This window comes from Streptomyces sp. NBC_01717 (genome assembly GCF_036248255.1).
Classification (GTDB): Bacteria; Actinomycetota; Actinomycetes; order Streptomycetales; family Streptomycetaceae; genus Streptomyces.
The window spans coordinates 1,163,202-1,188,273 of record NZ_CP109178.1 but is presented as its reverse complement, the minus strand read 5'-3'; the positions used below and the strand labels follow the sequence as shown (position 1 = coordinate 1,188,273).

General features: G+C 69.9%; 16 protein-coding genes. 12 read left to right on the top strand and 4 right to left on the bottom strand.

Annotated features, from left to right (window positions below; genetic code table 11):
• Nucleotides 1-5: 5 nt before the first annotated feature.
• Nucleotides 6-2,228, bottom strand: coding sequence for a catalase/peroxidase HPI (gene katG / locus OHB49_RS05540; protein ID WP_329158419.1), 2,223 nt, complete (start codon nt 2,226-2,228; stop codon nt 6-8).
• Nucleotides 2,229-2,816: 588 nt separating this feature from the next.
• Here katG and OHB49_RS05535 point away from each other — a divergent pair.
• The 4 genes from OHB49_RS05535 to OHB49_RS05520 all read left to right on the top strand — a co-directional run bounded on the left by OHB49_RS05535 (nt 2,817) and on the right by OHB49_RS05520 (nt 6,792).
• On the top strand, nt 2,817-3,251 hold the full coding sequence (locus tag OHB49_RS05535) for a Fur family transcriptional regulator (RefSeq protein WP_030977547.1): 435 nt from the start codon (nt 2,817-2,819) through the stop codon (nt 3,249-3,251).
• A gap of 63 nt (nt 3,252-3,314) precedes the next feature.
• Nucleotides 3,315-3,956 carry an HAD family hydrolase gene (locus OHB49_RS05530; protein WP_329158417.1) on the top strand — a complete coding sequence of 214 codons (642 nt, stop codon included), beginning with the start codon at nt 3,315-3,317 and terminating at the stop codon, nt 3,954-3,956.
• Nucleotides 3,957-4,303: 347 nt separating this feature from the next.
• Nucleotides 4,304-5,662 (top strand): polyprenol phosphomannose-dependent alpha 1,6 mannosyltransferase MptB, encoded by a 1,359-nt coding sequence (mptB, locus tag OHB49_RS05525; RefSeq protein ID WP_329158415.1) that lies wholly within the window; start codon nt 4,304-4,306, stop codon nt 5,660-5,662.
• A complete protein-coding gene (locus OHB49_RS05520) occupies nt 5,659-6,792 on the top strand; it encodes a glycosyltransferase 87 family protein (RefSeq protein WP_443079494.1) in 1,134 nt (377 codons plus the stop codon). Before mptB ends, OHB49_RS05520 begins: the two co-directional genes overlap by 4 nt.
• Before the next feature lie 124 nt (nt 6,793-6,916).
• On the opposite strand, the gene OHB49_RS05515 is transcribed toward OHB49_RS05520, so the two are convergent.
• Nucleotides 6,917-7,858 (bottom strand): lysylphosphatidylglycerol synthase transmembrane domain-containing protein, encoded by a 942-nt coding sequence (locus OHB49_RS05515; RefSeq protein ID WP_329158414.1) that lies wholly within the window; start codon nt 7,856-7,858, stop codon nt 6,917-6,919.
• 350 nt (nt 7,859-8,208) lie between these two features.
• The gene (locus tag OHB49_RS05510) at nt 8,209-10,098 is read right to left on the bottom strand and encodes a LamG-like jellyroll fold domain-containing protein (RefSeq protein WP_329158412.1); all 1,890 of its coding nucleotides are present in this window, start codon (nt 10,096-10,098) and stop codon (nt 8,209-8,211) included.
• Nucleotides 10,099-10,408: 310 nt separating this feature from the next.
• Here OHB49_RS05510 and OHB49_RS05505 point away from each other — a divergent pair, with 310 nt between their 5' ends.
• Together OHB49_RS05505 and OHB49_RS05500 are read left to right on the top strand one after the other, a co-directional pair.
• Entirely contained in the window at nt 10,409-10,837 is a 429-nt protein-coding gene (locus tag OHB49_RS05505) for a PPOX class F420-dependent oxidoreductase (RefSeq protein ID WP_030977535.1), read from the top strand.
• 276 nt (nt 10,838-11,113) lie between these two features.
• Nucleotides 11,114-11,881 (top strand): NPP1 family protein, encoded by a 768-nt coding sequence (locus tag OHB49_RS05500; protein WP_030977532.1) that lies wholly within the window; start codon nt 11,114-11,116, stop codon nt 11,879-11,881.
• A gap of 284 nt (nt 11,882-12,165) precedes the next feature.
• On the opposite strand, the gene OHB49_RS05495 is transcribed toward OHB49_RS05500, so the two are convergent.
• The gene (locus tag OHB49_RS05495; RefSeq protein ID WP_329158409.1) at nt 12,166-16,245 is read right to left on the bottom strand and encodes a discoidin domain-containing protein; all 4,080 of its coding nucleotides are present in this window, start codon (nt 16,243-16,245) and stop codon (nt 12,166-12,168) included.
• 466 nt (nt 16,246-16,711) lie between these two features.
• On the opposite strand from OHB49_RS05495, the gene OHB49_RS05490 reads away from it, so the two are divergent.
• The 6 genes from OHB49_RS05490 (at nt 16,712) to OHB49_RS05465 (ending at nt 25,060) form a co-directional block, all read left to right on the top strand.
• Nucleotides 16,712-18,823: a glycoside hydrolase family 27 protein gene (locus OHB49_RS05490; protein WP_329158408.1), complete on the top strand. Its 2,112-nt coding sequence runs from the start codon at nt 16,712-16,714 to the stop codon at nt 18,821-18,823.
• Nucleotides 18,824-19,032: 209 nt separating this feature from the next.
• Entirely contained in the window at nt 19,033-20,325 is a 1,293-nt protein-coding gene (locus tag OHB49_RS05485) for an ABC transporter substrate-binding protein (protein ID WP_329158406.1), read from the top strand.
• A 2-nt stretch (nt 20,326-20,327) separates the two neighbouring features.
• The gene (locus tag OHB49_RS05480) at nt 20,328-21,224 is read left to right on the top strand and encodes a carbohydrate ABC transporter permease (RefSeq protein WP_313940541.1); all 897 of its coding nucleotides are present in this window, start codon (nt 20,328-20,330) and stop codon (nt 21,222-21,224) included.
• Complete coding sequence (locus OHB49_RS05475; protein ID WP_329158404.1) at nt 21,224-22,135, top strand: carbohydrate ABC transporter permease; 912 nt, start codon at nt 21,224-21,226, stop codon at nt 22,133-22,135. The genes OHB49_RS05480 and OHB49_RS05475 overlap by 1 nt, the downstream gene beginning before the upstream one ends.
• Complete coding sequence (locus OHB49_RS05470) at nt 22,132-24,243, top strand: alpha-galactosidase (RefSeq protein ID WP_329158403.1); 2,112 nt, start codon at nt 22,132-22,134, stop codon at nt 24,241-24,243. Before OHB49_RS05475 ends, OHB49_RS05470 begins: the two co-directional genes overlap by 4 nt.
• Nucleotides 24,244-24,301: 58 nt before the next feature.
• Entirely contained in the window at nt 24,302-25,060 is a 759-nt protein-coding gene (locus tag OHB49_RS05465; protein WP_313940544.1) for an SDR family NAD(P)-dependent oxidoreductase, read from the top strand.
• The last annotated feature ends 12 nt before the right edge of the window (nt 25,061-25,072 follow it).

Below are 25,072 nucleotides of genomic sequence, written 5' to 3'. Positions count from 1 at the left end.
CGTGATCAGACGAGGTCGAACCGGTCGAGGTTCATCACCTTGTCCCACGCTGCGACGAAGTCCTTCACGAACTTCTCCTTCGCGTCATCGCTCGCGTAGACCTCCGCGAGCGCGCGAAGCTCGGAGTTCGACCCGAAGACGAGGTCGGCCCGCGTGCCGGTCCACTTGACCTCGCCGGTGGCGTCGTCGCGGCCATCGAAGGTGGTCGCGTCCTCGGACGTCGCCTTCCACGTCGTGCCCAGGTCGAGCAGGTTGACGAAGAAGTCGTTGGTCAGCTTCCCGGGGGTCCCGGTGAGGACACCGTGCGAGGACTGCTGGTGGTTCGCGCCCAGGACGCGCAGACCGCCGACGAGGACCGTCAGCTCCGGAGCGCTCAGGGTCAGCAGGTTCGCCCGGTCGAGCAGCAGGTACTCGGCCGGCAGCCGGTTGCCCTTCCCGAGGTAGTTGCGGAAGCCGTCCGCGTTCGGCTCCAGCGCTGTGAAGGACTCCGCGTCGGTGTGCTCGTCCGTCGCGTCGACACGGCCCGGGGTGAAGGGCACCTGGACGTCGTGACCGGCGTCCTTGGCGGCCTTCTCGACGGCGGCGACGCCGCCGAGCACGATCAGGTCGGCCAGGGAGACGTTCTTGTCACCGGAGTTGAAGGCACGCTGGATGCCCTCCAGCGTGCGCAGTGCCTCCGCCAGCTGGTCGGGTTCGTTGACCTCCCAGCCACGCTGCGGCTCCAGTCGGATGCGCGCGCCGTTGGCGCCGCCGCGCTTGTCGCTGCCACGGAACGTCGAGGCCGACGCCCACGCGGTGGAGACCAGCTGCGAGACGGTCAGGTCCGAGCCGAGGATCTTCGCCTTGAGGGCGGTGATGTCCTCGGCGCCGATGACCTCGCCCTCCGCCTCCGGCAGCGGGTCCTGCCACAGGAGGGTCTCTTCCGGGACCTCGGGGCCGAGGTAGAGCGACTTCGGGCCCATGTCGCGGTGGGTCAGCTTGTACCAGGCCCGCGCGAAGGCGTCCGCGAACTCCGCGGGGTTCTCGTGGAAGCGGCGGGAGATCGGCTCGTAGATCGGGTCGAGGCGCAGCGACAGGTCCGTCGTGAGCATCGAGGGAGCGATCTTCTTCGAGGGGTCGTGGGCGGCGGGGACGGTGCCCTCGCCCGCGCCGTCCTTCGGCTTCCACTGGTTGGCGCCCGCGGGGCTCTGGGTCAGCTCCCACTCGTAACCGAAGAGGTTGTCGAAGAAGCCGTTGCTCCACTGGGTGGGCGTGGTGGTCCAGGTGACCTCCAGGCCGGAGGTGATGGCGTCCGCGCCCTTGCCCGTGCCGTACGTGCTCTTCCAGCCCAGGCCCTGCGCCTCGATCGGGGCGGCCTCGGGGTCGGCGCCGACGCTCTCCGCCGGGCCCGCGCCGTGGGTCTTGCCGAAGGTGTGACCGCCCGCGATCAGGGCGACCGTCTCCTCGTCGTTCATCGCCATCCGGCGGAAGGTCTCACGGATGTCGCGGGCCGCGGCGATCGGGTCCGGGTTGCCGTTCGGGCCCTCCGGGTTCACGTAGATGAGGCCCATCTGCACGGCGCCGAGCGGGTTCTCCAGCTCACGGTCGCCGGTGTAGCGCTCGTCGTCGAGCCAGGTGGTCTCGGGCCCCCAGTACACGTCCTCCTCGGACTCCCAGACGTCCTCGCGGCCACCGGCGAAGCCGAACGTGTCGAAGCCCATCTGCTCCAGGGCGACATTGCCGGTGAGGATCATGAGGTCGGCCCAGGAGAGGCTCTGGCCGTACTTCTTCTTCACGGGCCACAGCAGGCGGCGGGCCTTGTCGAGGTTTCCGTTGTCCGGCCAGCTGTTGAGAGGGGCGAAGCGCTGCTGGCCGGCCCCGGCGCCGCCTCGGCCGTCGCTGATCCGGTAGGTGCCCGCGCTGTGCCACGCCATGCGGATCATGAACGGCCCGTAGTGGCCGAAGTCGGCGGGCCACCAGTCCTGCGAGGTCGTCAGCACCTCTGCGATGTCCCGCTTCACGGCCGGGAGATCGAGGGTCTTGAACGCCTCGGCGTAGTCGAACTCCTCGCCGAGGGGGTTGGCCACGCCGGGGTTCTTGGCAAGGATCTTCAGGTTGAGCCGCTCCGGCCACCACTGGCGGTTTCCGCCGCCTTGAGTGGGGTGCGGGGCGCGCCCGTGCGCGACCGGGCAGCCACCTCCGCCCTCCGTTTTTGCGTCGGTGACGATCGCATCATGGTTCTCAGACATGGGAATCCTTCCGGACGGGGCGGATCTCGGTGCTCAGAGAGTGCGGGTGGTGGAACAGTTGGGCACGGGCCCCAGTAGTCGAGGTCGGCCTTGTCGATCGAGAAGGCTCGGCCATCGGACACAACAGGAGCAGCGGGGCTCGCCGACCGCGCAGTCGGCGTCGACGACGACACGGTGCGCCCCTCGAACCGGGCCGGGTTTCCGGCCGGTTCGAGGCGGCGTACGAGTCGCGCCGAAGTGAGCGCGTGGAGGGTCTCACGGACGTGAAGGGAGATACGGCCCGCCCGATCGCGTACCTCGGCGGCGATTGTCTCGACGCCGAGTTGGTCACCGCCCCGGACCGCCTCAAGCAGCGTGACGCGGGCGGCTGTGACCCACAGGCCGGCACTGCGCAGCTCCTCGGGGGTGATCCGTCACGGCTCTTTCTCCTGCGGTACTGGAGTCTTCCTGTCCCTTGGCTCTCAACGAAACCGATCCTACAATGGACAGAATCCAAGTCAAGAAGCGCGCCAAACCCATATCCAGCAGGAACCCGGACGTGCGTCGGCAACTTCGGGTGTCCAACCGAACCTGAATAGGTGAACCGATATGAGTGACCTGCTGGAGCGACTGCGACTGAGAGGGCGTGACTGGCGGATGACCTCCCAGCGGCGTGTCGTTGCGGAGGTCCTCGATGGTGAACATGTGCATCTCACGGCCGACGAGGTGCACGCCCGTGCGGTGCAGCGGTTGCCCGAGATCTCCCGGGCGACCGTCTACAACGCTCTGGGCGAGCTGGTCGCTCTCGGCGAGGTCGTGGAGTTCTCCACGGACGGCCGGGCAAAGCGTTACGACCCCAATGCACAACACCCGCACCAGCACCTGGTGTGTTCCAGCTGCGGGATCATCCGCGATGTCCACCCGACCGGCGATCCGCTCACCGACCTCCCGGCGGAGGAGCGGTTCGGCTTCACGGTGTCCAAGGTCGAGGTCACCTACCGCGGGTTTTGTCCGTCGTGCGCCCAGGCAGTGTCTGATCATTGAGTCCGGGGACGCGAGCAGGATCGGAGCGAGGACTGACCATGCACTCCGCGTAAGGTCGGCAGGGTGATTGAGACCATCGTCTTCGACATCGGCGAAACCCTCACCAGGGACGACCGGTACTGGCAGTCCTGGGCGGAGTGGCTCGACGTCCCACGGCACACCGTCAGCGCTCTCGTCGGGGCCGTCGTCACCCAAGGACGCGACAACACGGACGCGTTGAGGATCATCCGCCCCGACATCGACGTCGGCGCCGAGTACCGTGCGCGCGAAGCAGCCGGCCGGGGCGAGCACCTCGACGAGACGGACCTCTACCCGGATGTTCGGCCGGTCCTCGCGGGACTTCGCGAGCTCGGCGTCCGCGTCCTCGTCGCCGGGAACCAGAGTGAGAAGGCCGGCATCCTGCTGCGTGCCCTGGATCTGCCCGCGGACCTAGTCGTCACCTCGGCGGAGTGGGGGGTCGCGAAGCCTGATCCGGCATTCTTCCAGCGGGTTCTGCAGGAGTCCGGTGCAGCTGCCCACGAGACGGTGTACGTCGGTGACCACCCGGTGAACGACGTGTACCCCGCCAAGGCGGCCGGGCTGCGGGTTGCCCACATTCGCCGCGGACCATGGGGGAATTGGTGGGGTGGCGACCCGGATGTCATTGCGGCCGCGGACTGGTCCATCAACTCACTCACGGACCTGATCGCCCTCGTCGGCGAGTGACGCAACCGGACGGCCTCACCTGAGAGCTTGCGTTCAGGTGGGGCCGTCCGCGTATCCGAGGCGTAGCCGCACAGCAGGTGCGGTGGGTGAGCGCATCGCCCACCATCGCAGCGTCGCCTACCCCCCCGACGCGACAGCGTCTGCCCGGGGCGGCCGGTACGCGGGAGCCGGTCCTGCGTGGGTCCGACTCGTGTGCCCGGAGCGACTGAACCTCCGGACGTGATGGAGGCGCTCGGTGGTGCCGTTGCAGGTCGAGGGGCTTGGACACCGGGGTTTTCACCGGCCGTCCGGATTCCGTCTCCCTGGCGATTGGCTGCCGGTGGCCCGGGCAGGGCTACCGTGCGCGCATGCTGGTGCCGGACACGATCGCCGATCCGCGCCGCTGCCGGTGGCTCGGGTTCGCGGGCTCGGTCGCGGTCGCGGTGGGCGGGCTGACCGCAGGGGCGTTGCCGGTGCGGGACGCGGTAGGGCCGTACGGCGGGCGACTGGGGCTGGCCGGTGCGTACTTCGGGCTGGTGCTGCTGGTCGCCGCGTGGTGGTGGCTGGGGCGAGCGGTGCGGGGGCCCGAACCACCGGGGGAGCGCTTCCTGTTGGTGACGCTGGGGATCTGGGCGTTGCCGCTGGTGCTGGGGCCGCCGCTGTTCAGCCGGGACGTGTACAGCTATCTGGTGCAGGGCACGATGGCCGCCGCGCACATGGACGTGTACGCGCACGGTGCCGACCGGCTCGGCGGGCCGCTGGCCGCCGAGGTGCCGCCGATCTGGCAGCACACGCCGACGCCGTACGGCCCGGTCTTCCTGGTCGTGGCCAGGGCGGCGGTACCGCTCGGGATAGTCGGCATGCGGCTGGTGGCGCTGTTCGGCGTCGCCCTGATGATCGCCTTCCTGCTGGTACTTGCCGGGCGCTGTGGCACCGACCGATCGGCCGCCCTCTGGTTGGGCGCGCTGAACCCGCTGCTCCTGCTGCACCTCGTCGCGGGCGCGCACAACGACGCGGTGATGCTGGGGCTGCTCTGCGCAGGGCTGGCGGCGGCGTCCGGGCGGTGGCCGGTGGCGGCCGCGGTGCTGGTCACACTGGCAGCGCTGGTGAAGGTGCCTGCGGCGCTGGGGCTGTTCGCGGTCGCGTCGATCTGGTCGTACCGGTTGCAGGGGCGTGCCAGGCTGGTCAGGGCCGGACTTGCCACTCTTGCCGTCGCGGTGGCGACCACGGTGGCCGCCACCGCTGCCACCGGCACCGGCTACGGCTGGATCGGCGCCCTCGGCACCCCCGTCTCCGCCCACAACTGGTCCCTCACCGGTACTCTCGGGCGCCTCACCGGTGCCGTGCTCGCCTGGCGCTTCCTCGGTGTCGCCGCAATCGCTGTCGTACTGCTCCTGGTCTGGCGCCACCGCCACGTGCTCGGCCCGGTGTACGCCCTCGGGATCGGCCTGGCTGCTGTCGCCCTGCTCGGCCCCGCGATCCGCCCCTGGTACGTGCTCTGGGCGCTGTTCCCCATCGCGGCCGCCGCACCGCGCGGCCGGGTGCGCCGCTGGGCGGCCGTCGGCAGTTGTGTGCTCGCCCTCGCCGTCCTCCCGGACGGTTTCGCCCCGGACGTAAGGCAGTTGGTGCTCGCGGTGAGCGGCGGCGGACTGGCGGCGCTGGCCCTGTTGACCTGGCGGGCAGCGGCCCGGCCGCACGCCGCCGACACCCCGGGAACGCTGCTGTGACCCGGTCGCAGCAGCTGCTCCGCACGGTGGTCCCGGTCGCCGGCGCCGCGCTCTTCATGGTGACGGTGCCGTACTACCGGGGCTGGTTCGACCTGAACGTCTACTACGGGACCGTCGACGACTGGATCCGGCACGGCGGCCGGATCTACGACTACCTGCTGCCCGGGACCGGATACGGCTTCACCTACCCGCCCTTCGCCGCCGTCTGCATGCTGCCCATGCTCCTGGTCGGGCACACCGGCGCGGTGGTGGGCGGCGTGCTGCTCAGCGCGGCCGCGTCCGTGCTGCTGTTGCGTGGTCCGCTGTACGAACTTCCCTTGGGGCGAGGCGGGTTGGTGGCGACCGCGTGCCTCTTCGTGATGCTGGAACCGGTACGGGACACCTTCAGTCTGGGTCAGGTCAATCTGCTGCTGATGGCGCTGGTGTACGCGGACGGCGGGCGCGGCCGTTTCGCAGGCGTCGGCATCGGCCTGGCGACGGCGTTCAAGCTCACGCCGGGCATCTTCATCGGGTACCTGCTGCTCACCGGCCGACGCCGGGCCGCTGGCGTCGCCGTGGGTACGGCGGCGGCAGCGACCGTGATCGGTGTGCTGGCGGCGCCACGCGCGTCGTGGGTGTTCTGGACCCGGGCGCTGTGGGACACACACCGGGTCGGTGCCCTGGACTACGTGTCCAACCAGTCGCTCCAGGGCGCGCTGGCCCGGCTGGGCGCGGCCCGCCCGGTGTGGGTGCTGGCCGTACTCGCGGTGCTCGTCCTGTGGGCGTACCGAGTGCGCCGGGCGACCGCGGCCGGTGACGACGAGGCAGGGATGGCGCTCACCGGCCTTGCGGCATGCCTGGTCAGCCCGGTGACCTGGGTGCACCACCTGGTGTGGGCGGTGCCCGCCCTCGCGTTGCTCGTCAGATACGGCCATCGCGCTGTTGCCGCAGCCCTGTACGTGGTGCTGTGCAGCAGTGTCGTATGGCTGTGGCGTGATGACCCGTCCGGCGTGGACGGTTTCCTCGGAGGGAGTACGTACGTGTGGATCTGCCTGGGGCTGCTGGCGCTGTGGCCGCAAGCGTCCTCCCGGCTTCCGTCGCCCAGCTGTGTTCGGCAAGCGGATGAACCGGGCCTGGAGGCAGCGCCCTGAGCCGGCCGGGCGCGGGCTCGCCCCGGGCCGTGCGTACTGCGCTGCGTTCCGACCGATCCGGCTGACGGACCGCGTGACCTTTCCGCCTGCCGTGGGCCGTAACCGTCGCACTACCGACCGGCTTTCAGACCACCTTCGAGCGCACCAGGGCGCCGAGCACCAGCGCCCCGGGGATCAGCGGCAGCCATACCGTGATGATGCGGTAGCCCAGGACCACGGAGCCCGCGGCGGTGACCGAAGCGCCGGCGGCGACGAGAGCGACGACCAGCGCCGCGTCGACGGAGCCGATGCCACCGGGTGTCGGGACGGCGGCGGCTGCGACGCTGGCGGCGAGATACGCGATCGCGACATGGATCACGGGTACCGGGACGTCGACGGCCAGCGCGACCGCGACCAGTCCGGCGGCCTGCAGGACGGGGAAGGCCAATGAACCACCCCACAGGGCGAGTGCCCGGGCGGGCCTGGCATGCAGCGCACGCGCGTCGGTCAGAGCGGTGCCCAGAAAGGCACCGATGACCCTGCGGAGCGGGCGTATGACGACCACCGCGAGCACTGCCGTGCAGACCAGCCCGCCCGCCGCCCACACGAGCGGGAGGGCAACCGTTTTCGGGACGAGGCCGCCCAGCCGGAGCGCGCCGGGGCAGGCGGTCAGAAGCGTGAGCAGGAGCACGACCCGCGCCGCCGCCTCCGCCAGCAGGTACAAGGCGAGTGCGGCCGAGGACTGGGTCAGCGGGATCCCGCAGCCCCTGAGGAAGCGCAGATTGACCGCGCCCGCGCCCAATCCGGCCGGCAGGACGTGGTTGGCGGCGCCTGAGGCGAACTGGGTGGCGAACAACCGTCCGGCGGGGAGTGGTTCGAGCACCGCGCCCTGGCGCGCGAAGGACACCGCGACCCAGCCCAGCCCGGTGACTGCCAGCGCGGCCAGCAGCCAGTAGCGGTTGGCGGTGAGGAGCCCGCGGCCGCCGGAGGCGATGACCGGCCAGTTCAGCACCACCCAGACGCCGATGACAGTGATCGGGACCAGGCAGGCGATCCGGCGCAGGAACTGCATGCGGGGTAGGGCCATCGGTCTCGGTCGTCCCTGCTCGTCGTGCACCCGTCGGGAGCGGGCTCGCCGATAGCGTCCCCGGCGTGCACGACGTCCCGGCGTCGTGCGGCCGACGTCCGGTGGGCGGGGTGGTGGCCGGAAGGGGAGCCGGCACCGCGCAGGAGGCATCGGCTCCGGTCGTCTCCGGCCTTCCCCCGTGCCCGCCGCACTGCGGGTGGGCCCGCGGACCACGCTGCTGTGCCCTGTCCGCTGCCGAAGGCCCCTCGGCCCACCGGCGAAGGACACGACACGGCCCGGGAGCGACAACCGCGTGGCTCCCGGGCCGGGCACCCGACTCGGACGGCCGTCCGGCCGCCCGCTGCGGCCGGTTACGCGAACGGGGCCATGAAGTCCTTCGGCGTCAGCGCCCGGTTCACGATGCGGGTGTCGCCGATCCAGCCGTAGAAGCTCTGGCCGAACTGCTCGGCGAACTGGGTGCCGCCGATGACGAACGGCTTTCCGAGCGTCGCGATGCCGGTGGCCGGCTGGGACGGGTTCCGGGCGATCTGCGACCCGTCGACGTACATCACCGTGCGGTGACCGTTGTTGACGACCGCGATGTGGGTCCAGCGGCCCACGGGCAGCGCGTGGCTCCATGAAGTCGGGTCGGCGTCCTGGACGTGCGGGTAGAGCACGAACTGCAGGAAGCGCTCAGGCGTGACATTGAGGCTGCAGGTGGGCTCCTCCGTCGACCAGCCGGTGGTCTTTCCGGCGTCGCCGTTGCGACCCTCCCAGCTGAGGATGCCCATCCAGGCGTGGTCGCCCTCGAACGGCTCCGGCAGCTTGATGAAGGTCTCGATGGTGAAGCCCGAGGTGAACGTCAAGCTGTTCAGCGGTGCCTGGGCGGCCGTGGTGAGGATTGCGCCGCGGTCCGGCGACTTGCCGCCGTCGAAGCGGAGACTGGCGTGGGCCGGCTGCTCGGTGTGGTGGTCGCCCGACCAGGTCAGAGCCTTCGAGGCGCTGTCGTGGAGCAGCTGGACCCGGAGGTCGTTTCCGTGCCCCGACAGGTCGCGTGCCACGGTGCCCGCGGCCACCGCGGAACCGACGGTGCCGGCACCCGCCAGACCGGAGGAGTCGAACCGCCAGTACGCGACGGTGCCCCGCGGCATCACCCGGGAGGCCGGACGCGGCGCCGGAGGAACCACCGGTGCGAATCCCTGGAACCGCTCCGCGAAGTCGATGTCCAGCGAGAACCGGTCGACCGGACCGGTCAGTTCGATGGTCTCCGCCTCCAGCGGCGTGCGCTTCTCCGGGTCGCGGGCGAGGAACCACGGGGAGAACGTCTCGACGTCGACGACCTGTCGGACCAGGTCGAAGGAGTAGAGCCGGACCATGCCTGCACCGCCGTAGTAGCGGTCCTGGTAGTTGGTGATGTGCACATGCACGTCGTGGCCGGCGTCGTTGGTGAGCACAGTGCGCCCCGGAGGCCAGTAGTGGCCGCCGAGTGCCATGAAGATCTGGTCGTTGCCGCGGATGATGCGGTCCCAGAGCCGCTGTCCGTTGTCGGACAGGTGCGCCTGGCCGTTGTCCTCGGCCCAGGCGATGTCATGGGTGGTGAGGATGACCGGCAGGGTCGGGTGGGCGTCGAGGACGCCCTGCGCCCAGGCCAGCCCCTTCTCGGAGGCGCGCCAGTCGAGGGCGAGCACCAGCCACTCGCGCCCGGCAGCCTGCAGCACGTGGTAGCTGTTGTAGCCGTCGGGCGATGCGCCGCCGAAGGTCGGCATGGAGGTGAAGCGCTGCGGCCCGAACGCCCGGAGATAGGCGGTGTCACCGCGCTGGTCGTCGGTGCCCGAGTTGATGTCGTGGTTGCCGGCGAGGACGCTGTAGGGCACCTTGCCGTGGATGGTCCGGAAGGTGTCCGCCGCGAGACCGATCTCCTCCTCGCTACCGTGCTCGGTGACGTCGCCCAGGTGCGTCATAAAGGCGATGTTCGCCTCCTGGCGCTGGGCCACCAGGTAGTGGAACGTCTCCTTCAGCGGCTCCGGGTCCGCGCTGTCCGCGTCGAAGAGGTACTGGGTGTCCGGCAGGACCGCCAGTGCGAAGCGTGGGCTCTCCGCGTCGAAACGGTGGCTGCCGGAGCCGGCTGTCGGTGGCTGCCCGGTGGCGGCCTGCGCGGACTGCGTGCCCAGCACCGCACCGGCCGCTCCGACCGCCGGTACGGCCAGCGCCGCCTGCAGCAGGCTGCGGCGACCCGGTCCGGGATGACTGGTTCTGCTCATGCGATCTCCCTGAACTACCCCCGTATGACAGCAGGGATGATGCTGATCGCCGATAGCCGGACGGTGAAGGTGGTCTAAACCACAAGGGCCGGATGGCGGACGCCTTCGGGCGGGGAATGCCGGGCGGGCGCCGCCTCGGGTGGGAGAACGGTGCGTACCGGGCATCCGGTGACCTTGCGCGTCGTCGCGGTGGTCGGTGATCCCTGGAGCGCGTATCGAAAGTGGATCGGTAGCTGGGCCGCGTGGAGGGAAAGAGCCGGTCCGCGCGTCAGTTCCCGTCGGCCGGCCTTCCATCAGGCAGCATGCGGCCATGGCACAGAAGATGAGCGACGCCGAGTGGCGCGCATTCGTCATGTCCGGCACCCGAACCGGCAAGCTCTCCACCGTCCGCGAGGACGGCAGCCCGCACATCGCCCCCGTCTGGTTCCTGCTCGACAGCGATGAGCTCGTGTTCAACACCGGGCAGAACACGGTCAAGGGTCGCAACCTCGCCCGGGACGGCCGGGTCGCGCTGTGCGTGGACGATGAGCGGCCGCCGTTCGGGTACGCGGTGCTGCAAGGTCATGCGGAGCTCAGCGACGCCCTCCCGCAGGTCCGGGAGTGGGCCACCCGGATCGCGGCCCGCTATGTGGGCGCCGACCGCGCCGAGGAGTACGGCGCCCGCAACGGCGTCCCCGGCCAGCTGCTCGTCCGGGTACGGATCGACAAGGTGCTCGCCATGTCGGGCATCATCGGCTGAAGGACCGCCCTCGGAGTGGGCGTCGCGGCGGCGTCTCGTGGTCGGTGGACGCCGTCGTCGGCGAGGATGCCCTGTCGGTGAGGCCGTCCCCGCCTGCCCGGGCACTGTGTCCGCCAGGGATCTCTTGGCCGGCTCACTCCCTGTGTATTGGCCGATCCTTCATCGCTTCGTCACCTGACGGCGTTCGGCCCGGTCGCCGCGCGATTCAACCTGGTTGTGATGGGCATGCCAATCACAGTCGCGTGCCCCCCGCCACGCGTCGACCAGGAGGACGCAGTGAAAAACAGAGCACGGACCCGCAAGGTCTCGCTCGTCGTCGGCAGCGCCATCGCGCTGGTCATCGCTGTTCCCGGCAGCGCTCTCGCTGCCCCGCCCACCGCCCTGCCCGCGAACGCGGACGGACTGGAGCAGACGTTCCAACCCGCGTACGACTACGACACGGACGGCTGCTACCCCACTCCCGCCATCGGCCCCGACGGGACCATAGCCCCCGGCCTCAACACCACCGGGGCCGTCAACGGTCAGTGTCGTGACTCCTGGGACCTCGACAACACCAACGGATACGCCCGCTACAAGTGCAACAACGGCTGGTGCGCCATCCTGTACGGGCTCTATTTCGAGAAGGACCAGGCCGTGGCCGGCAGTGGGCTCGGCGGGCACAGGCACGACTGGGAGCACGTCGTGGTGTGGGTGCAGGACAACGAGGTCCGCTACGTATCCACCTCCGCCCACGGCAACTTCAACGTCTACGGCCGTGACCAGATCCAGTGGGACGGAACGCATCCCAAGATCGTCTACCACAAGGACGGTGTGAGCACGCACTGCTTCCGTCCTGCGAATTCAGGCGACGAGCCGCCGGAGAATCACTACCACGCCTGGCAGTTCCCCAGCCTGGTCGGCTGGAACGGCTTCCCCGCGGGCCTGCGGGACAAGCTGAGCCAGGCCGACTTCGGTAGCGCCGTCTTCGGCCTCAAGGACGGCAATTTCAACTACCACCTCGAAAAGGCCAAGCCGGCCAACATCTCGTTCGACCCCAACGCCTGACGGGCGCACGTCGGCAGCGGTGGGGCCGGCCGCGGAAACGGCCGGCCCCGAAGCGGTCGCCAGGGTCATTCGTTTGGATCGGGCTGGATCAGGGTGAGCCCGGCCTGATCCAAACGAGAGGCCTAGGGTCTTTCGTTTGGATCGGGCTGGATCAGGGAGCGGGGTCTGGTGCGTCCAGCTGCAAGGCGGAGGAAGGAGCCCACGCGGAGCGTCGGCGACTGACGACAACGCGGCAGATGTGCGTGCCGGACCCCGAGAGCCCGGCATGATCCAAACGAGAGGCCCTAGGCGTGTGTCACGGTTCGCGCGCTGTTGTATCCCTCGGTCAGCAGCGCGGGTCGCCCCGACCGTAGCGCCTCCGCCGGCCAGGAGAGCGTCACCGTGCGCGACTCCCCGGGCAGCAGCCACACGTAGTTGTCGCTGTAGAGCGTCGGCAGCACGCGCTCGCGGTCGTCGGCGTCCAGCAACGACAGCCTCACCATCGACGCGACCGCCGAGCCCCGGTTGCGTATGGTCGCGGTCATCGTGCGGCGCGTCCCCGACCGGGACACGTGGCCGAGGTCGGCGGTGACCTTGACGGTCCTGGCCTTGTTGAGCGCCTTCATGTCGGCTGTCTCGCGGTAGCGCCAGTACGTGTTCTCCGACAGGGTTCTGCCACGGCTGTCCTCCAGGGTCAGCCGCAGTAGGTGCAGGCCGGGCAGATCCTTACCGAAGGCGGCCGTGAACGCCGGTGTCGTGCCAGAGGAGGCGACATCCACCTTCGAACGGTGGGTGGATCCGAGCTGCCGACCGTTCAGGTCGAAGAGCCGAGCCGTGACGGTCACAGCCTTCAGGACGCGCGCGGTGTGGTTGACCGCGACGACCTCCCACTTCTGCGGGTCCGCCTGCACATGGACGGCCTCGCAGGCCTTGCGCGCCCCGTAGTAGGTGCCGTTGACATCGAAGTCGTAGTCGTAGGTCTGCCATACGGTGCTGTGCCAGGCCGGGTGGGACATCCAGAGCATCAGGCCACTGGCGTCCTTCCACAGATTGGCGTTCCAGGCCTCGAACATCGCCCGGGTGTTCTCGTAGTTGACGAACTGTGCCTTTCGGGCGAAGTCGTCCAGGCCGTCGGCGGTGTCGAGCCGGGCCTCTATCGCGGCACGGTAGTTCTGCGGAGCCTGGTTCCCCCTGGTGCTCCAGTCGTGGTAGTACCACGCGTCACCGATCGGCCACTCGGGTTCGTCGCCGACGAGGCTGCGCATGCTCTCCGCGGTGGACACCACAGGCATGCCGATCTCGGTGTGGAAGCCGAAGTGACCGCCGCCGTACGTGGACCGGGAGAAGTAGCGTTCCGGCTCCACCCAGCCGTAGGGGCCGCCACCGGAGATGATGCCGCCTGCCGAGTTGTTCTGGTAGAAGACGCCGGGCGCCTCCGACCGGACTGCCTCGCGCATGCCGGTGTCGATCGCCGCGGGCGGGTTGCCCTCGTTGGCACCGCACCAGACGACGACGCTGGGGTGGATGCGGTAGCGCCGTACGGTGTCCCGTGCCAGGCTGTTGAAGGCGTCGTGGTCCGGCGGGTCCATGGCCCACGCGTTCGGGAAGTCGTTCCACACGAGCATGCCGTACGCGTCACAACTGGCGAAGAACTCCTCCCTGTTGCTGCTGCCGAGCCAGTTGCGGATCATGGTGAAATTCATGTCCCGGTGCATCCGCACCGCCGTGTCCATCCGCTCGGCGGGCATCCGGCGCAGCAGCTCGTCCCAGCCCCAGTTGCCGCCCCGGCAGAAGATCCGCACGCCATTGACGCTGATCTTCAGCGGTTCCGGGGTGTTGTCGACGGACTTCACGTCCGTCCAGGTGTCCCCGTCGTCGGAGATCTGGACGGTGTACGTCTTGGGGTAGGCCGACTCCCACACGACGACGACGCGGTCGAAGGAGACGGACTCGCCGAGGTCCACCTGGATCCACTGGTTGTCCTCGTACGCTGAGGACCAGCGGGTGTCGGGCTTGCCGTCGGTGGCGTTCTGCGCCGTGTTCGAGCCGTCTTCCGTCGAGGCGGTGGCCGTCTTGTGCAGGGCCAGGTCGGTGCCGGGCGTCCCGCTGTCCACCACCGACAGGCTCCACAGCGACGTTCCCCAACTCGTCGCCCGCTCACCGCCATTGACCCGCACATACCGTGCCGTGCGGTGGCCGAGTTCCACGCTCTGCAGGCTTGCGTTGGCGTTCTGGAACGGCAGCGGCACCGCTGAGTTGTCGACGGACTCCGCATCCGTCCAGGTGTCGCCGTCGGCAGAGACCTGCACCATGTAGCTCTTTGCGTACGCCTGCTCCCAGACGAGCTCCACCCGGTCGAAGGAGACCGAATCGCCGAGGTCCACCTGGATCCACTGGTCGTCCTCGAACGCCGACGACCATCGCGTCTTCGCATCCCCGTCCGTGACGTTGGCGGCCTCGTGGCCCGGCTCGTCCACGGTCGAGGCCGTGGCGGTCCTGTGCAGGGCCAGGTCGGTACCGGGCGCCGCGCTGTCGATCACCGAGAGGCCCCACAGCGACGAACCCCAGTCCGTGGCGCGTGTCAGGCACCTGATCCGCACGTACCGCGCCTTCCTGGGGCCCAGCTCCACAGACTGCGTGTACGCGTTGGTCCCGCCGTCGAAAGGCAGCGGCACTGCGTACTCGTAACCGAACTGGCGGATGCCGAAGCGTGTGGTGCGCCGGTCGCTTTCCTCGCCGTCGACCGATGCGACGAGCGTGAGGTCGTGCAGGGCCGGCTCGCCGTAGCCGTTGGGCCACCACAGCTCGGGGTTGCGCAACCGCAGTTGCGCGTGGTCGGCGGGCGTGAAGATCACGTCGGTGCTCTCACCACCCGGCACGGTGACGGTCCGTGAGACCCGCACGTCGTCGAACGAGGCGGTGACCGTCACGCGCCGCCCGGCGGAATCGGCGTTGCGCACCGGCACCACGATCGTCACCTCGGCGGTACCGGTGTCGGGCAGGTGGGGGAGCGTGGTGTCGACGCGGGGGTCGCCGATGACCGCGTGCCCCGTGGAGCGCAGCCGCACATGGTTCCAGATGCCGGAGACGCGGTCGCGTACGGCCGGCATCCAGTCCCAGCCGGAGGCGGCCAGGTACGTGGGCGAGTTGCGGTTCATCATGGTGGCGCCGGCGTCCACGAAGGCCAGGCCCGCCTCGCTCTTGTCCCCAGGACTGCCGGGGAAGGGCATCGGTGTGATCCGTACGGCCAGCGCCTGCTCGCCGCCGGACGCCAGCAGGCGCGTCACGTCGTGGGCGGATCGGGCGAAGGGGTATGTCAGCCCGCCCACCTGCTGCCCGTTGAGCCAGATGTCGGCCTTGTGGTTGACGCCGTCGAACTCGAGCCAGACATGGCGCCCGGAGCCGGTGCGCAGGCCGCGCGGCAGACGGAAGCCGCGCCGGTACCACCACGCGTGGCGCGACAGGGCCTCCGGGATGTGGAGGTTGTTCATCCCCGAGACCGGGTCGGGCAGGTGACCCTGGTCCACCAGGGAGCCGAGAACCGTACCCGGCACGGTCGCGGGCAGCCAGCGGCTGGTGTCCACCGAGGGCAGGGACAGCTCGGCGCCCTCGGCGTCGGCCCAGTCGTCCATCGTCAGGGTCCAGCCCGACTCCAGCGGGACCGTACCGTCGTCGGCGACCTTCAGCGCCGGTGCCTCGAGGTTGTGCGTGCCCCAGTCGGTCCACCCGGTGGCGGCGGGCCTGTGGCCCTTGACCGTGCCGTACACCTCGAAGCCGTTGAGACCCAGCGGGTTGGAGTTCGACCGTTTCGTCACGGTCATCCGCACCCAGCGTGCTGTGGAGGGCTTGTCCAGCTCGATCTCCACGACCCCGCCGACGCCGGAGGCGGTCCGGTACACGGTGGTCCATGTATGACGGTCCCGCGACGTCTCGATGGTGAACTCCACCGCGCAGCTGGACAGGATCTCCTGGCCGGTTGTGCTGTCACGCGGATTGCCGCTGGTGGACGGCGTGAAGACGGGGTCGTCCTTGGTGGCTTCGAACGTCAGCCGCAGCGAGTCGACCTCGCACTCGGACTGGAGGTCGACGGAGATCCACTGCGGGTCGCCGGCGGCGGCGCGCCACCCGCTGCCCTTCACACCGGTGGAGTTGAGCCTGTCCACCACGAACTCGCCCGGTGTGGGGGCGTAGTCGACCGACGACACCTCGACCGGGCGGTACCCGGCGAGTTCGCCCCGGGGAGGGGTTGCGCTACCGGTGGAGATCGCGGACGCGGCCGCGTGGCTCGTGCCGGGGAGCGCGACCCCGAGCCCGAGGCTTGCGAGCAGTGTGGAGCCGGTCGCGACAACTACTCTGCGGGAAGGGCGAGATGACTGGTCAGGCATGAGTGACGTGATCCGTTTCAGGTGAATCCCTCAAGAGCAGGCGGCCTGCACGGCCCGCCTGACAACGTTGCCATAGGCTGTAATCCGGTGAAGGTTCTGTCAAGAGCCAGCAGGATGTCCGGTTCGTGGAACCCGGGATTGCGGCCCGATCCGCTCGGAGGTGCGGGCGATCCGGGGCACGGGATTCGCCAGGACCTCGATGGCCGCCGCGGCGACGTCCCGGACGGCCCGCAAACAGACGTGTCCGGTTGCCGTGCAGGTCGTCAGCTCGGCCCACAGTGCGTGGCCGGTGGACAAAACGCCCTCCGAGAGTCCGTTTTTAAGTTAATTAGCAATTAATATTGACAGGTTTCGGGGGTCCGACCACAGTTTCCGCCGTGGCACCGACGCCCTGCGCGATCGCCGGGCGGGTTGCCTCATTGACTCCAACTCTCGGGAGATTTGAGTGACTTCGCATCGTGCAGGGATGGCGCGAGTGCGGCGTACCGCGGTCGTGCTCGGCGCCGTGGTGCTGGTCGGGACGGCAGTTCCCGCGGCACAGGCCGCGGACGACCAGGGTGCGGCGCAGTACTACGACAGCGGTCTCGCCCCCACGCCGTACATGGGATGGAACACGTACTACGGGCTCGGCGCCCCGACGGAGGACCAGGTCAGAAAGGTCGCCGACCACCTGGTCACCAGCGGGCTGCGCGACAGCGGCTACGACATCGTCTGGCTGGACGGCGGCTGGCAGGCGGACTCCCCGCGCGACGCGGCGACCGGCCGGCTCGTGGCCAATCCCACCCGTTTCCCCTCGGGGATTCCGGCGCTGGTGACCTACCTTCACCAGCGCGGCCTGAAGGCCGGGATCTACACCGACGCCGGCACCTACGACGGCGGCAAGAGCTGTGGGCTGGGCAGCCGCGGTCACTACGAGCAGGACGCTCGCCAGTTCGCCGGCTGGAAGGTCGACGCGATCAAGGTGGACTTCCTGTGCGGGATCGGCGAAAAGCTTGATCCCGGACCGGCGTTCAAGGAGTTCAGCGACGCCGTCGCCAAGTCCGGGCGGCGGATGCTGCTCAACCTGTGCAACCCGCTCACCGACGACTGGGGTCTGCCGCACACCCCCGAGCAGGACGCGCACAACGCCTTCGTCTACGGGCCGACGACCGCCGATTCCTGGCGCACCGGCACCGACATCGCCTGGGGAACCCCGACGGCGGGGGAGTGGCCCAACATCCTGCGCAACATGGACGCCAACGCCTGGCACCCCGAGGCCCAGGGGCCGGGCCACTACAACGACCCCGACTACCTCATCCCCATGCGTAAGCTCGCCGAGGGCGGCTACGAACTGTCGGAGGAGGAGTCCACCACGCAGTTCGTGATGTGGGCCGAGATGGCCTCGCCGCTGGTGCTGGGCAGCGACCCGCGCACCCTGCCGCAGTCAATGGTCGACACCCTGCGCAACCCCGAGATCATCGCCGTGGACCAGGATCCGCTCGGCATCCAGGGCGTGCGCGTGGCGACCGACTCCGCCGGCGATGTGTACAGCAAGGTGCTGAAGGGCGCCGGTAAGCGCGCGGTCGTCCTGCTCAACCGCTCCGACCAGGCGCAGGAGCGTACCGTGCGGTTCTCCGACGCCGGCCTGAACGGCCCGGTCGCGGTGCGCGACCTGCGGGCCCGTGCGGCCCGGGGTACGCACACCGGCTCGTACACGGTGTCGGTGCCCGCGCACGGCACCGCGTTCCTCAAGCTGACGGGTACGGACGACGCGCCCGGCGCACAGCTGCCCGGACGGTCGTCGGCGAGCCCGGCGCTGGTGCGGGACGGCGACCGGCTGACGGTCTTCACCCGCGGTGCGGACGGCGCCCTGCGCGCGCAGACCGCGCGCGGCGGCGACTGGTCGAGGGCCGCGACCACCGATCTGGGTGGGCCGACACACGGCCGCATCCTCGGCCAGCCCGCCGCCTACGCCTCGTCCGGCGGCCGGATCGACGTCTTCGTCCGCGGCACGGACGACACCGCCTACCGGCGGGTGTACGCCGACGGACGCTGGGGGCGCTGGCAGAGCCTGGGCGGGACGCTGACGGACGCGCCGACCGCGGCCTTCGCCGCCCCGGACGACTGGACGCTGTTCGCGCGCGGCGCGGACGGCAGCATGTGGTCGCGCGGTCCCGCTTCCGGCTGGACGTCGCTGGGGGCGCCGCAGGACCGGCCGTTCTCCGGGCGGCCGTCGGCCGTCATCGATGACGCCGGGCGGCTCCACGTGGCCGTACGTACCGCTGACGACGCGGTGTGGTGGCGGACCCGCGACACCTCGGGGACCTGGTCGTCGTGGACCGTGCTGGGCGGCACGACCAGCGGCAGTCCGACACTGGTCGCCTCCGGCGGCACGGTGCACCTGTACGCGCGGGCCGGTGACTACACGCTCTGGCAGCGCAGTTGGACCGCGGCGGACGGCTGGGCCGGCTGGACCCCGCAGGACGACTTCGTGAGCGGTGCCTTCGACGGCGCGCTCGGTGCCGTCGAAGGGCCGGACGGCGGCGTACTGGCCGCGTTCCGCGGGGTGGACGGCCGCGTCCACCAGAGCGAGCTCTGAGCTCCGCCCAGCTGCTCCGTCCCGCTCCATCAGCTCCACCTGGTGTGCCTCCGGGCCGTGCAAGGCCCGTGGGCACACCCTCCGAAGAATAAATTAGTAATTAATCTTGACGGCACTCTGACCTCTGCGACAGGCTGTGTCTGCCGCACCCAGAGCCGGGCCGTCAGGGGGCCTCAACTCCGTTCCGTGGGCACATAGGGAGTGCACAGATGACCGCCTTCAACGCCACTCGCCGCAAATTCATCGTAGGAGCAGGCGCCGTCGGCGCCGGTACGTTCCTCAGCGGCTGCGTCACCCAGAGTCCGTCCGCCACCGGAGGAAAGTCCGGTGGCCCGGTGACCCTGCAGTCCAACCTCTCCTCCCCGCAGGCCAAGACGGCCATGAAGGCGATCACCGCCGCATTCGACAAGCGCGGGGACGCCAAGGCGCAGCTCAACACCGTCGCCTCGGAGACCTTCCGTACCCAGCTGCCGACCTACCTCACCTCGGCCACCCCGCCGGACGTCTACACCTGGTACCCCGGGTCGGTCGCCGAATCGTATGCCAAGAAGGATCTCCTCCTCGACATCAGCGACATCTGGGAGAAGCCGGAGCTCGCCGGCTACTCCGACGCGCTGAAGAAGCTGTCCACCTCCGCCTCCAGCGGCAAGAAGGTCTTCGTACCCACCAGCTACTACTGGTGGGGCATGTTCTACCGGAAGTCCAACTTCGCCAAGTGGGGCGTCAAGGAGCCCAAGAGCTGGGACGAGTTCCTCGACCTGTGCGACAAGCTCAAGAGCAAGGGCGTCGCCCCGATCGGCCTCGGCGCCGGCGGTGACACCCCGTGGGTGGCCTCCGCATGGTTCGACTACCTCAACATCCGCGTCAACGGCGCGACGTACCACCGCGAACTCCTCGCGGGCAAGCACCGCTTCGACGACCCCGAGGTCCGGAAGGTCTTCGACCGCTGGGACGAGGCCCGCCCCTTCTTCGACCCCAACGGCACGGCGATCCCCTTCCAGGACGCCACCACCGCGCTGCTCCAGGGCCGTACGGGCATGATGCTGATCGGCACCTTCTTCGCCGACGCCGCACCCAAGGACGCCCTCGGCGACCTGGACTTCTTCCAGTTCCCCATCATCGACCCGAAGATCCCGGTGGCCGAGGAGGCTCCCACCGACGGCTACTTCGCCAGTGCCCGCACCAAGCGCACCGACGGCGTCAAGGAACTCCTGCGCTACCTGGCCACCGCCGAGTCCCAGGAGATGTACCTCAAGAGCTCCTCGGGCACCACGCTGCCGACCCACCCCGACGCCAAGGACAGCGGCACGCCCCTGGTGCTCAAGGGCCGCAAGCTCATCGAGGGCGCCGCCGACCTCACCCAGTTCTTCAACCGCGACTCCAGCGACGCCCTCCAGCCGACCGCCGACACGGCGCTGGTCCACTACCTGGCCAAGCCCAAGCAGGTCGGCTCCATCCTCACCACCTGGCAGCGCAGCGCCCAGAAGATCTGGAGCCAGTGACCATGGCGCTGATCGGCTCCGCACGACGGTCCAGGGCCACGCGGGTGCCCCCGGTGGTCCTGGCCTTCGTCCTCCTGCCGCTGCTCGCCGAGGCCTTCTGGGTCTTCTGGCCCGCCATGCAGGGTTTCTACCTCTCGCTGACCTCGTGGGACGGCCTGTCGGCGCCCACCTTCGTCGGACTCGGCAACTTCAGCGAGATGGTGCACGATTCGGTCTTCCGCACGGCCGCCTGGAACACGGTGCTGTGGCTGGTGCTCTTCGGCGGGCTGTCGGCCGCCCTCGGACTCGGTGCCGCGCTGCTGCTCCAGCAGGAGCGGCGCGGCGTCGGGTTCTACAGGGCGGCGCTGTTCCTGCCGGTGGTCTTCTCGCTGGTCGCCACCGCGTTGGTGTGGCAGGCCATGTACCAGCCGGACGGCCTGATCAACAATGTGCTGTCGGCCGTCGGCCTCGGGAACTGGCGGCACGCCTGGCTGGCCGACCAGGACACCGCCTTCTACGCGGTGATCGTGCCCGCGCTGTGGCGCCAGGTCGGTTACGTCATGGTGCTCTACCTCGCCGGCCTCAAGGGAATCGACCCCGCACTGTACGAGGCGGCCAAGGTCGACGGCGCGAACCGGCTGCAGCAGTTCCGGCACATCACGCTGCCGCAGCTCAAGAGCGTCAACGCGGTCGTCCTGTCGGTCATCGTCATCGACTCGCTGCGGTCGTTCGACGTCGTGTGGGCGCTCACCCGTGGCGGCCCGTACCACTCCTCCGAACTGCTGAGCACCTACATGTACTCCACCGCGTTCCAGTCCCTGCGGCTGGGCTACGGCTCCGCGCTCGCCGTCGTCATCTTCGTGCTGGCCTTCGGTGTCATCGCCAGCTACCTCGTGCGCGCCTTCCGGGAGGCCGACTGATGACCGCGACCCACGTCTCCGAAACCGTCAAGGACCGATCGGAGCCGTCCCCCGTGCCGACGCCGGCGGCCGGCCGGCCCGTCGTCCGCGGCCGCGCCTGGCGCACCACCGGCTTCCACGTCTCCGCGGGCCTGCTGTCCGCTCTGTGGCTGCTGCCGATCGTCCTCGTCCTGGTCACCAGCACCCGCACCTTCGACGACATCGCCGCGCACGGGGTGGGCAGTTGGCCGCACTCCTTCACCTTCGCAGGCTTCCGTCAGGCGTGGGTGGACGGAGGCCAGCAGCAGGCCCTCATCAACAGCATGCTGGTCTCCATCCCCACCGTGCTTGTCTCGCTGGGCCTCGCCTCCATGGCGGCGTTCGCACTCAGCCGCTACGACCTGCCGCTGCGCCGCGTCCTGCTGCTCGTGATGCTCGGCGGCAACCTGCTGCCCCCGCAGATCCTGCTGATCCCCGTCTCCAAACTCAGCGAGATGCTCGGCATCTACGACCAGTTGTACGCGCTGATCGGGGTGCAGGTGGGCTTCGGCGTCGGCTTCTACGTCTTCGTCCTGCACGGCTTCATGCGGTCGATCCCCGGAGAGATCCAGCAGGCCGCAGTCATCGACGGCGCGAGCCCCTGGCAGATCTACTGGCGGATCATCCTGCCGCTGGCCCGCCCGGCGCTCGCCGCGCTGAGCGCCCTGTCGTTCACCTGGATCTTCAACGACCTGCTGTGGGCCATCACCGTGCTCCGTACGGACACCCAGATGCCCATCACCGCGTCCCTCATCGGGCTGCAGGGCCAGTACGTGTCCATGTGGAACGTCATTGCCGCCGGATCGGTGATCGCCGCCGCCCCGACCGTGGCCGTCTTCCTCCGCTTCCAGCGCCACTTCGTGGCCGGACTCAACCTTGGGGCCGTCAAGTGACCGGGCACGAGCAGTGGTTGCTGCGCACCGACACGACCACCTATGCCGTCACCCTCGGCGGGGACGGCCGCTGGGCCGAACTTGCCGCGTGGGGGCCGCACGGCGTGGAACAGGGTCCGTCGCCGATGGACTGGTCGCGGCGCACTCACTTCATCACCCCCGCCGATGCGGCGCCCGCCGAGTACATCCCGTACGGGCTGCGGCCGTTCACCGGCGCAGACCTGATCGCCCAGCTCCCCGGCGGCGACCGCGGCAGCTGGTGGCGGTTCACCGGCGCCACTGCGGACGGCGACCGAGCGCTGCGCCTGGACTTCACGGACGAGGTCCTCGGTCTGCGCACGACGCTGTGCTACGAGACGGTCCCCGGCACCGACGTCATCCTGCGCTGGACGGAGCTGACCTGCACCGGCGACCGGGAGCTGCGCCTAGAGCGCTTCGACTCCGCCGCCGTCAACGTGCCCGCCCAAGGCGGCGCCCGGCTGACCTACCTGGCCGGCCAGTGGTCGCAGGAGTTCCAGCTGAAGCAGCTGGAACTGGAGCGCGGCCGCTTCGAGATGGAGAGCACCCAGGGCTCCGCCGGTCACGCGTACGCCCCGTGGCTCGCGGTCCAGGACGCGGCCGCCCCGGCCGAGGGCACCACCCCCACCTACGGCATCGCCCTGGAGTGGTCCGGGAACTGGCGGATCAGCGCCGACGCCGAACCCGGCGGTTCGGTACGGGTGCGCGCCGGCCGGGTGCCGCACGAGGGCGCCGTCCGCCTCGCTCCCGGCGCCACCCTCACCACGCCCCGGCTGGCCTGCGCCTTCAGCGCGGACGGCCTCGACGGGCTGGCCCGTGTGTGGCACCGCTACGAGCGTCGGCTGACCGGCGACCGTATGAACCGGCCCCGCAAGGTGCTCTACAACTCCTGGGAGGCGACCGGCTTCGACGTCGACGCCGCAGCGCAGCTGGAACTCGCCAAGGCCGCCGCGGACCTCGGCGCCGAGCTGTTCGTCGTCGACGACGGCTGGTTCACCGGACGCCACGACGACACCGGCGGCCTCGGTGACTGGGAGCCGGACCCGGCCGGGTTCCCCGGCGGTTTCGACCGGTTCGTCGACGAGGTCCGCGCGCTCGGCATGGACTTCGGCCTGTGGGTCGAACCCGAGGGCATCAGCCCACGGTCCAAGCTGTACGCCGAGCACCCCGAGTGGGTCTACCGTCTCGACGGCCGCCCCGCCACGCTCGTACGCAATCAACTCCTGCTCGACCTCGGCCGCACGGACGTGCAGGACTTCGTCATCGCCACCCTCGACCGGCTCCTCGGCGACCACGCCATCAGTTACCTGAAGTGGGACATGAACCGGCCACCCACCGAGCGTGGCCGCCCCGACGGCCCCTCGGGCGACGATCCGGAACACCTGGACCTGGATGCCGCCCATGTGGCCGGCTACCTGCGGGTCCTGGACCACCTGCGTACCGCCCACCCACATGTCACCGTGGAGGGCTGCGCCGGCGGCGGCGCCCGTGTCGAGCACGCCACCCTCGCCCGCACCGACGTCGTGTGGCCCAGCGACAACACCGCCCCGCTGGACCGGCTGCGTATCCAGTACGGCTACCTCCATGCCCACGCCCCGCACACCTTGAGTTCCTGGGTCACCGACGCAGCCGGCGTCTTCGACCCCCGGCCCCGCTCGCTCGCCTTCCGGTTCGTCAACTCCATCGCCGGCGTGCTGGGCATCGGCGCCGACATCCGCGAGTGGACACCGGAGCAGTGCGCCGAGGCGGCCGAGTGGATCGACCGCTACAAGGACGTCCGCGACGTCGTCCACCACGGCGAGGTCCACCTGCTGGGCAGCCCGGCCGACCCCACCTGCGGCATCCAGTACGAGGAACCCGGCGGCGGACGCCTGGTGGTGACGGCCTGGAGCACCGGGGTCCTGGACGGCGCACCCCTGGTGCCCGGCAGGGCCGCCCGGCTGCGGCTGCGTGACCTGTCGCCGGACGCGGTCTACACGGACCAGGACTCCGGCACCCGCTACAGCGGCGCCCATCTGCTCCACTCGGGACTGCCGTTCGCCTGGACCGCCGGGCACGACGCGGAACTGGTCGTCCTGGCCCGGCAGTGACGGCAGCGACAGAATCTGAACTCCCATCACCACCCTCGGACAGGAGACGAACCGCCCCATGAACCCAGCGGCCCGCTTCACCAACCGTGTTGCCGTAGTCACCGGCGCCGCCTCGGGCATCGGGGCGGCCACCGCGGCGCGCCTCGCCGCCGAGGGCGCGGCCGTCGTCCTCGCCGACATCGACGCCGAACGCGGCGAGGACACGACGGCGCGGCTCCGCAAGGACGGCGCGAAGGCCGTCTTCGTCGCCACAGATGTCGCGCAGGAGGAGGACTGGCAGCGGGTGATGGACGCCGCCCACACCTTCGGGCCCGTCAACGTCCTGGTCAGCAACGCCTTTACGGTGCAGGTACTGCCCGCCCACGAGATGACGCTCGCCTCCTGGGAACGGCAGCTGTCCGTCAACCTCACCGGGGCCTTCCTCGGCTTCAAGGCGGCGCTGCCCGATCTGCGCGACCATCGGGGGGCCGTGGTACTCACCTCCTCCGTGCACGCCCACCGCGGCATCCCCGGCCACCCGGCGTACGCGGCGAGCAAAGGCGCACTGCTCTCGCTGTGCGGACAGCTCGCGGTCGAGTACGGCCCGCAGGTACGGGTCAACGCCGTGCTGCCGGGGCCCATCCTCACCGCCGCGTGGGACAGGGTGCCGCAGCGCGAGCGTGAGTCGAGCGTCGAGGAGACCGCGGCCCGCCGCTTCGGCACGCCCGAGGAGGTCGCCGCAGCCGTGGCTTTCCTCGCCGCCGACGAAGCCTCGTACATCACCGGATCGAGCCTGCTCGTGGACGGCGGCTGGAGTGTCGTCAAAGCGTCTGCCTGACGGGCCCGGCCG

Coding starts and splice junctions, on each gene's coding strand:
- OHB49_RS05465 (WP_313940544.1), top strand. CDS start 24,302: ATGAACCCAGCGGCCCGCTTCACCAACCGTGTTGCCGTAGTCACCGGC.
- OHB49_RS05490 (WP_329158408.1), top strand. CDS start 16,712: ATGGCGCGAGTGCGGCGTACCGCGGTCGTGCTCGGCGCCGTGGTGCTG.
- OHB49_RS05510 (WP_329158412.1), bottom strand. CDS start 10,098: ATGAGCAGAACCAGTCATCCCGGACCGGGTCGCCGCAGCCTGCTGCAG.
- OHB49_RS05485 (WP_329158406.1), top strand. CDS start 19,033: ATGACCGCCTTCAACGCCACTCGCCGCAAATTCATCGTAGGAGCAGGC.
- OHB49_RS05515 (WP_329158414.1), bottom strand. CDS start 7,858: ATGGCCCTACCCCGCATGCAGTTCCTGCGCCGGATCGCCTGCCTGGTC.
- OHB49_RS05535 (WP_030977547.1), top strand. CDS start 2,817: ATGAGTGACCTGCTGGAGCGACTGCGACTGAGAGGGCGTGACTGGCGG.
- OHB49_RS05495 (WP_329158409.1), bottom strand. CDS start 16,245: ATGCCTGACCAGTCATCTCGCCCTTCCCGCAGAGTAGTTGTCGCGACC.
- OHB49_RS05505 (WP_030977535.1), top strand. CDS start 10,409: ATGGCACAGAAGATGAGCGACGCCGAGTGGCGCGCATTCGTCATGTCC.
- katG (WP_329158419.1), bottom strand. CDS start 2,228: ATGTCTGAGAACCATGATGCGATCGTCACCGACGCAAAAACGGAGGGC.
- mptB (WP_329158415.1), top strand. CDS start 4,304: ATGCTGGTGCCGGACACGATCGCCGATCCGCGCCGCTGCCGGTGGCTC.
- OHB49_RS05475 (WP_329158404.1), top strand. CDS start 21,224: ATGACCGCGACCCACGTCTCCGAAACCGTCAAGGACCGATCGGAGCCG.
- OHB49_RS05480 (WP_313940541.1), top strand. CDS start 20,328: ATGGCGCTGATCGGCTCCGCACGACGGTCCAGGGCCACGCGGGTGCCC.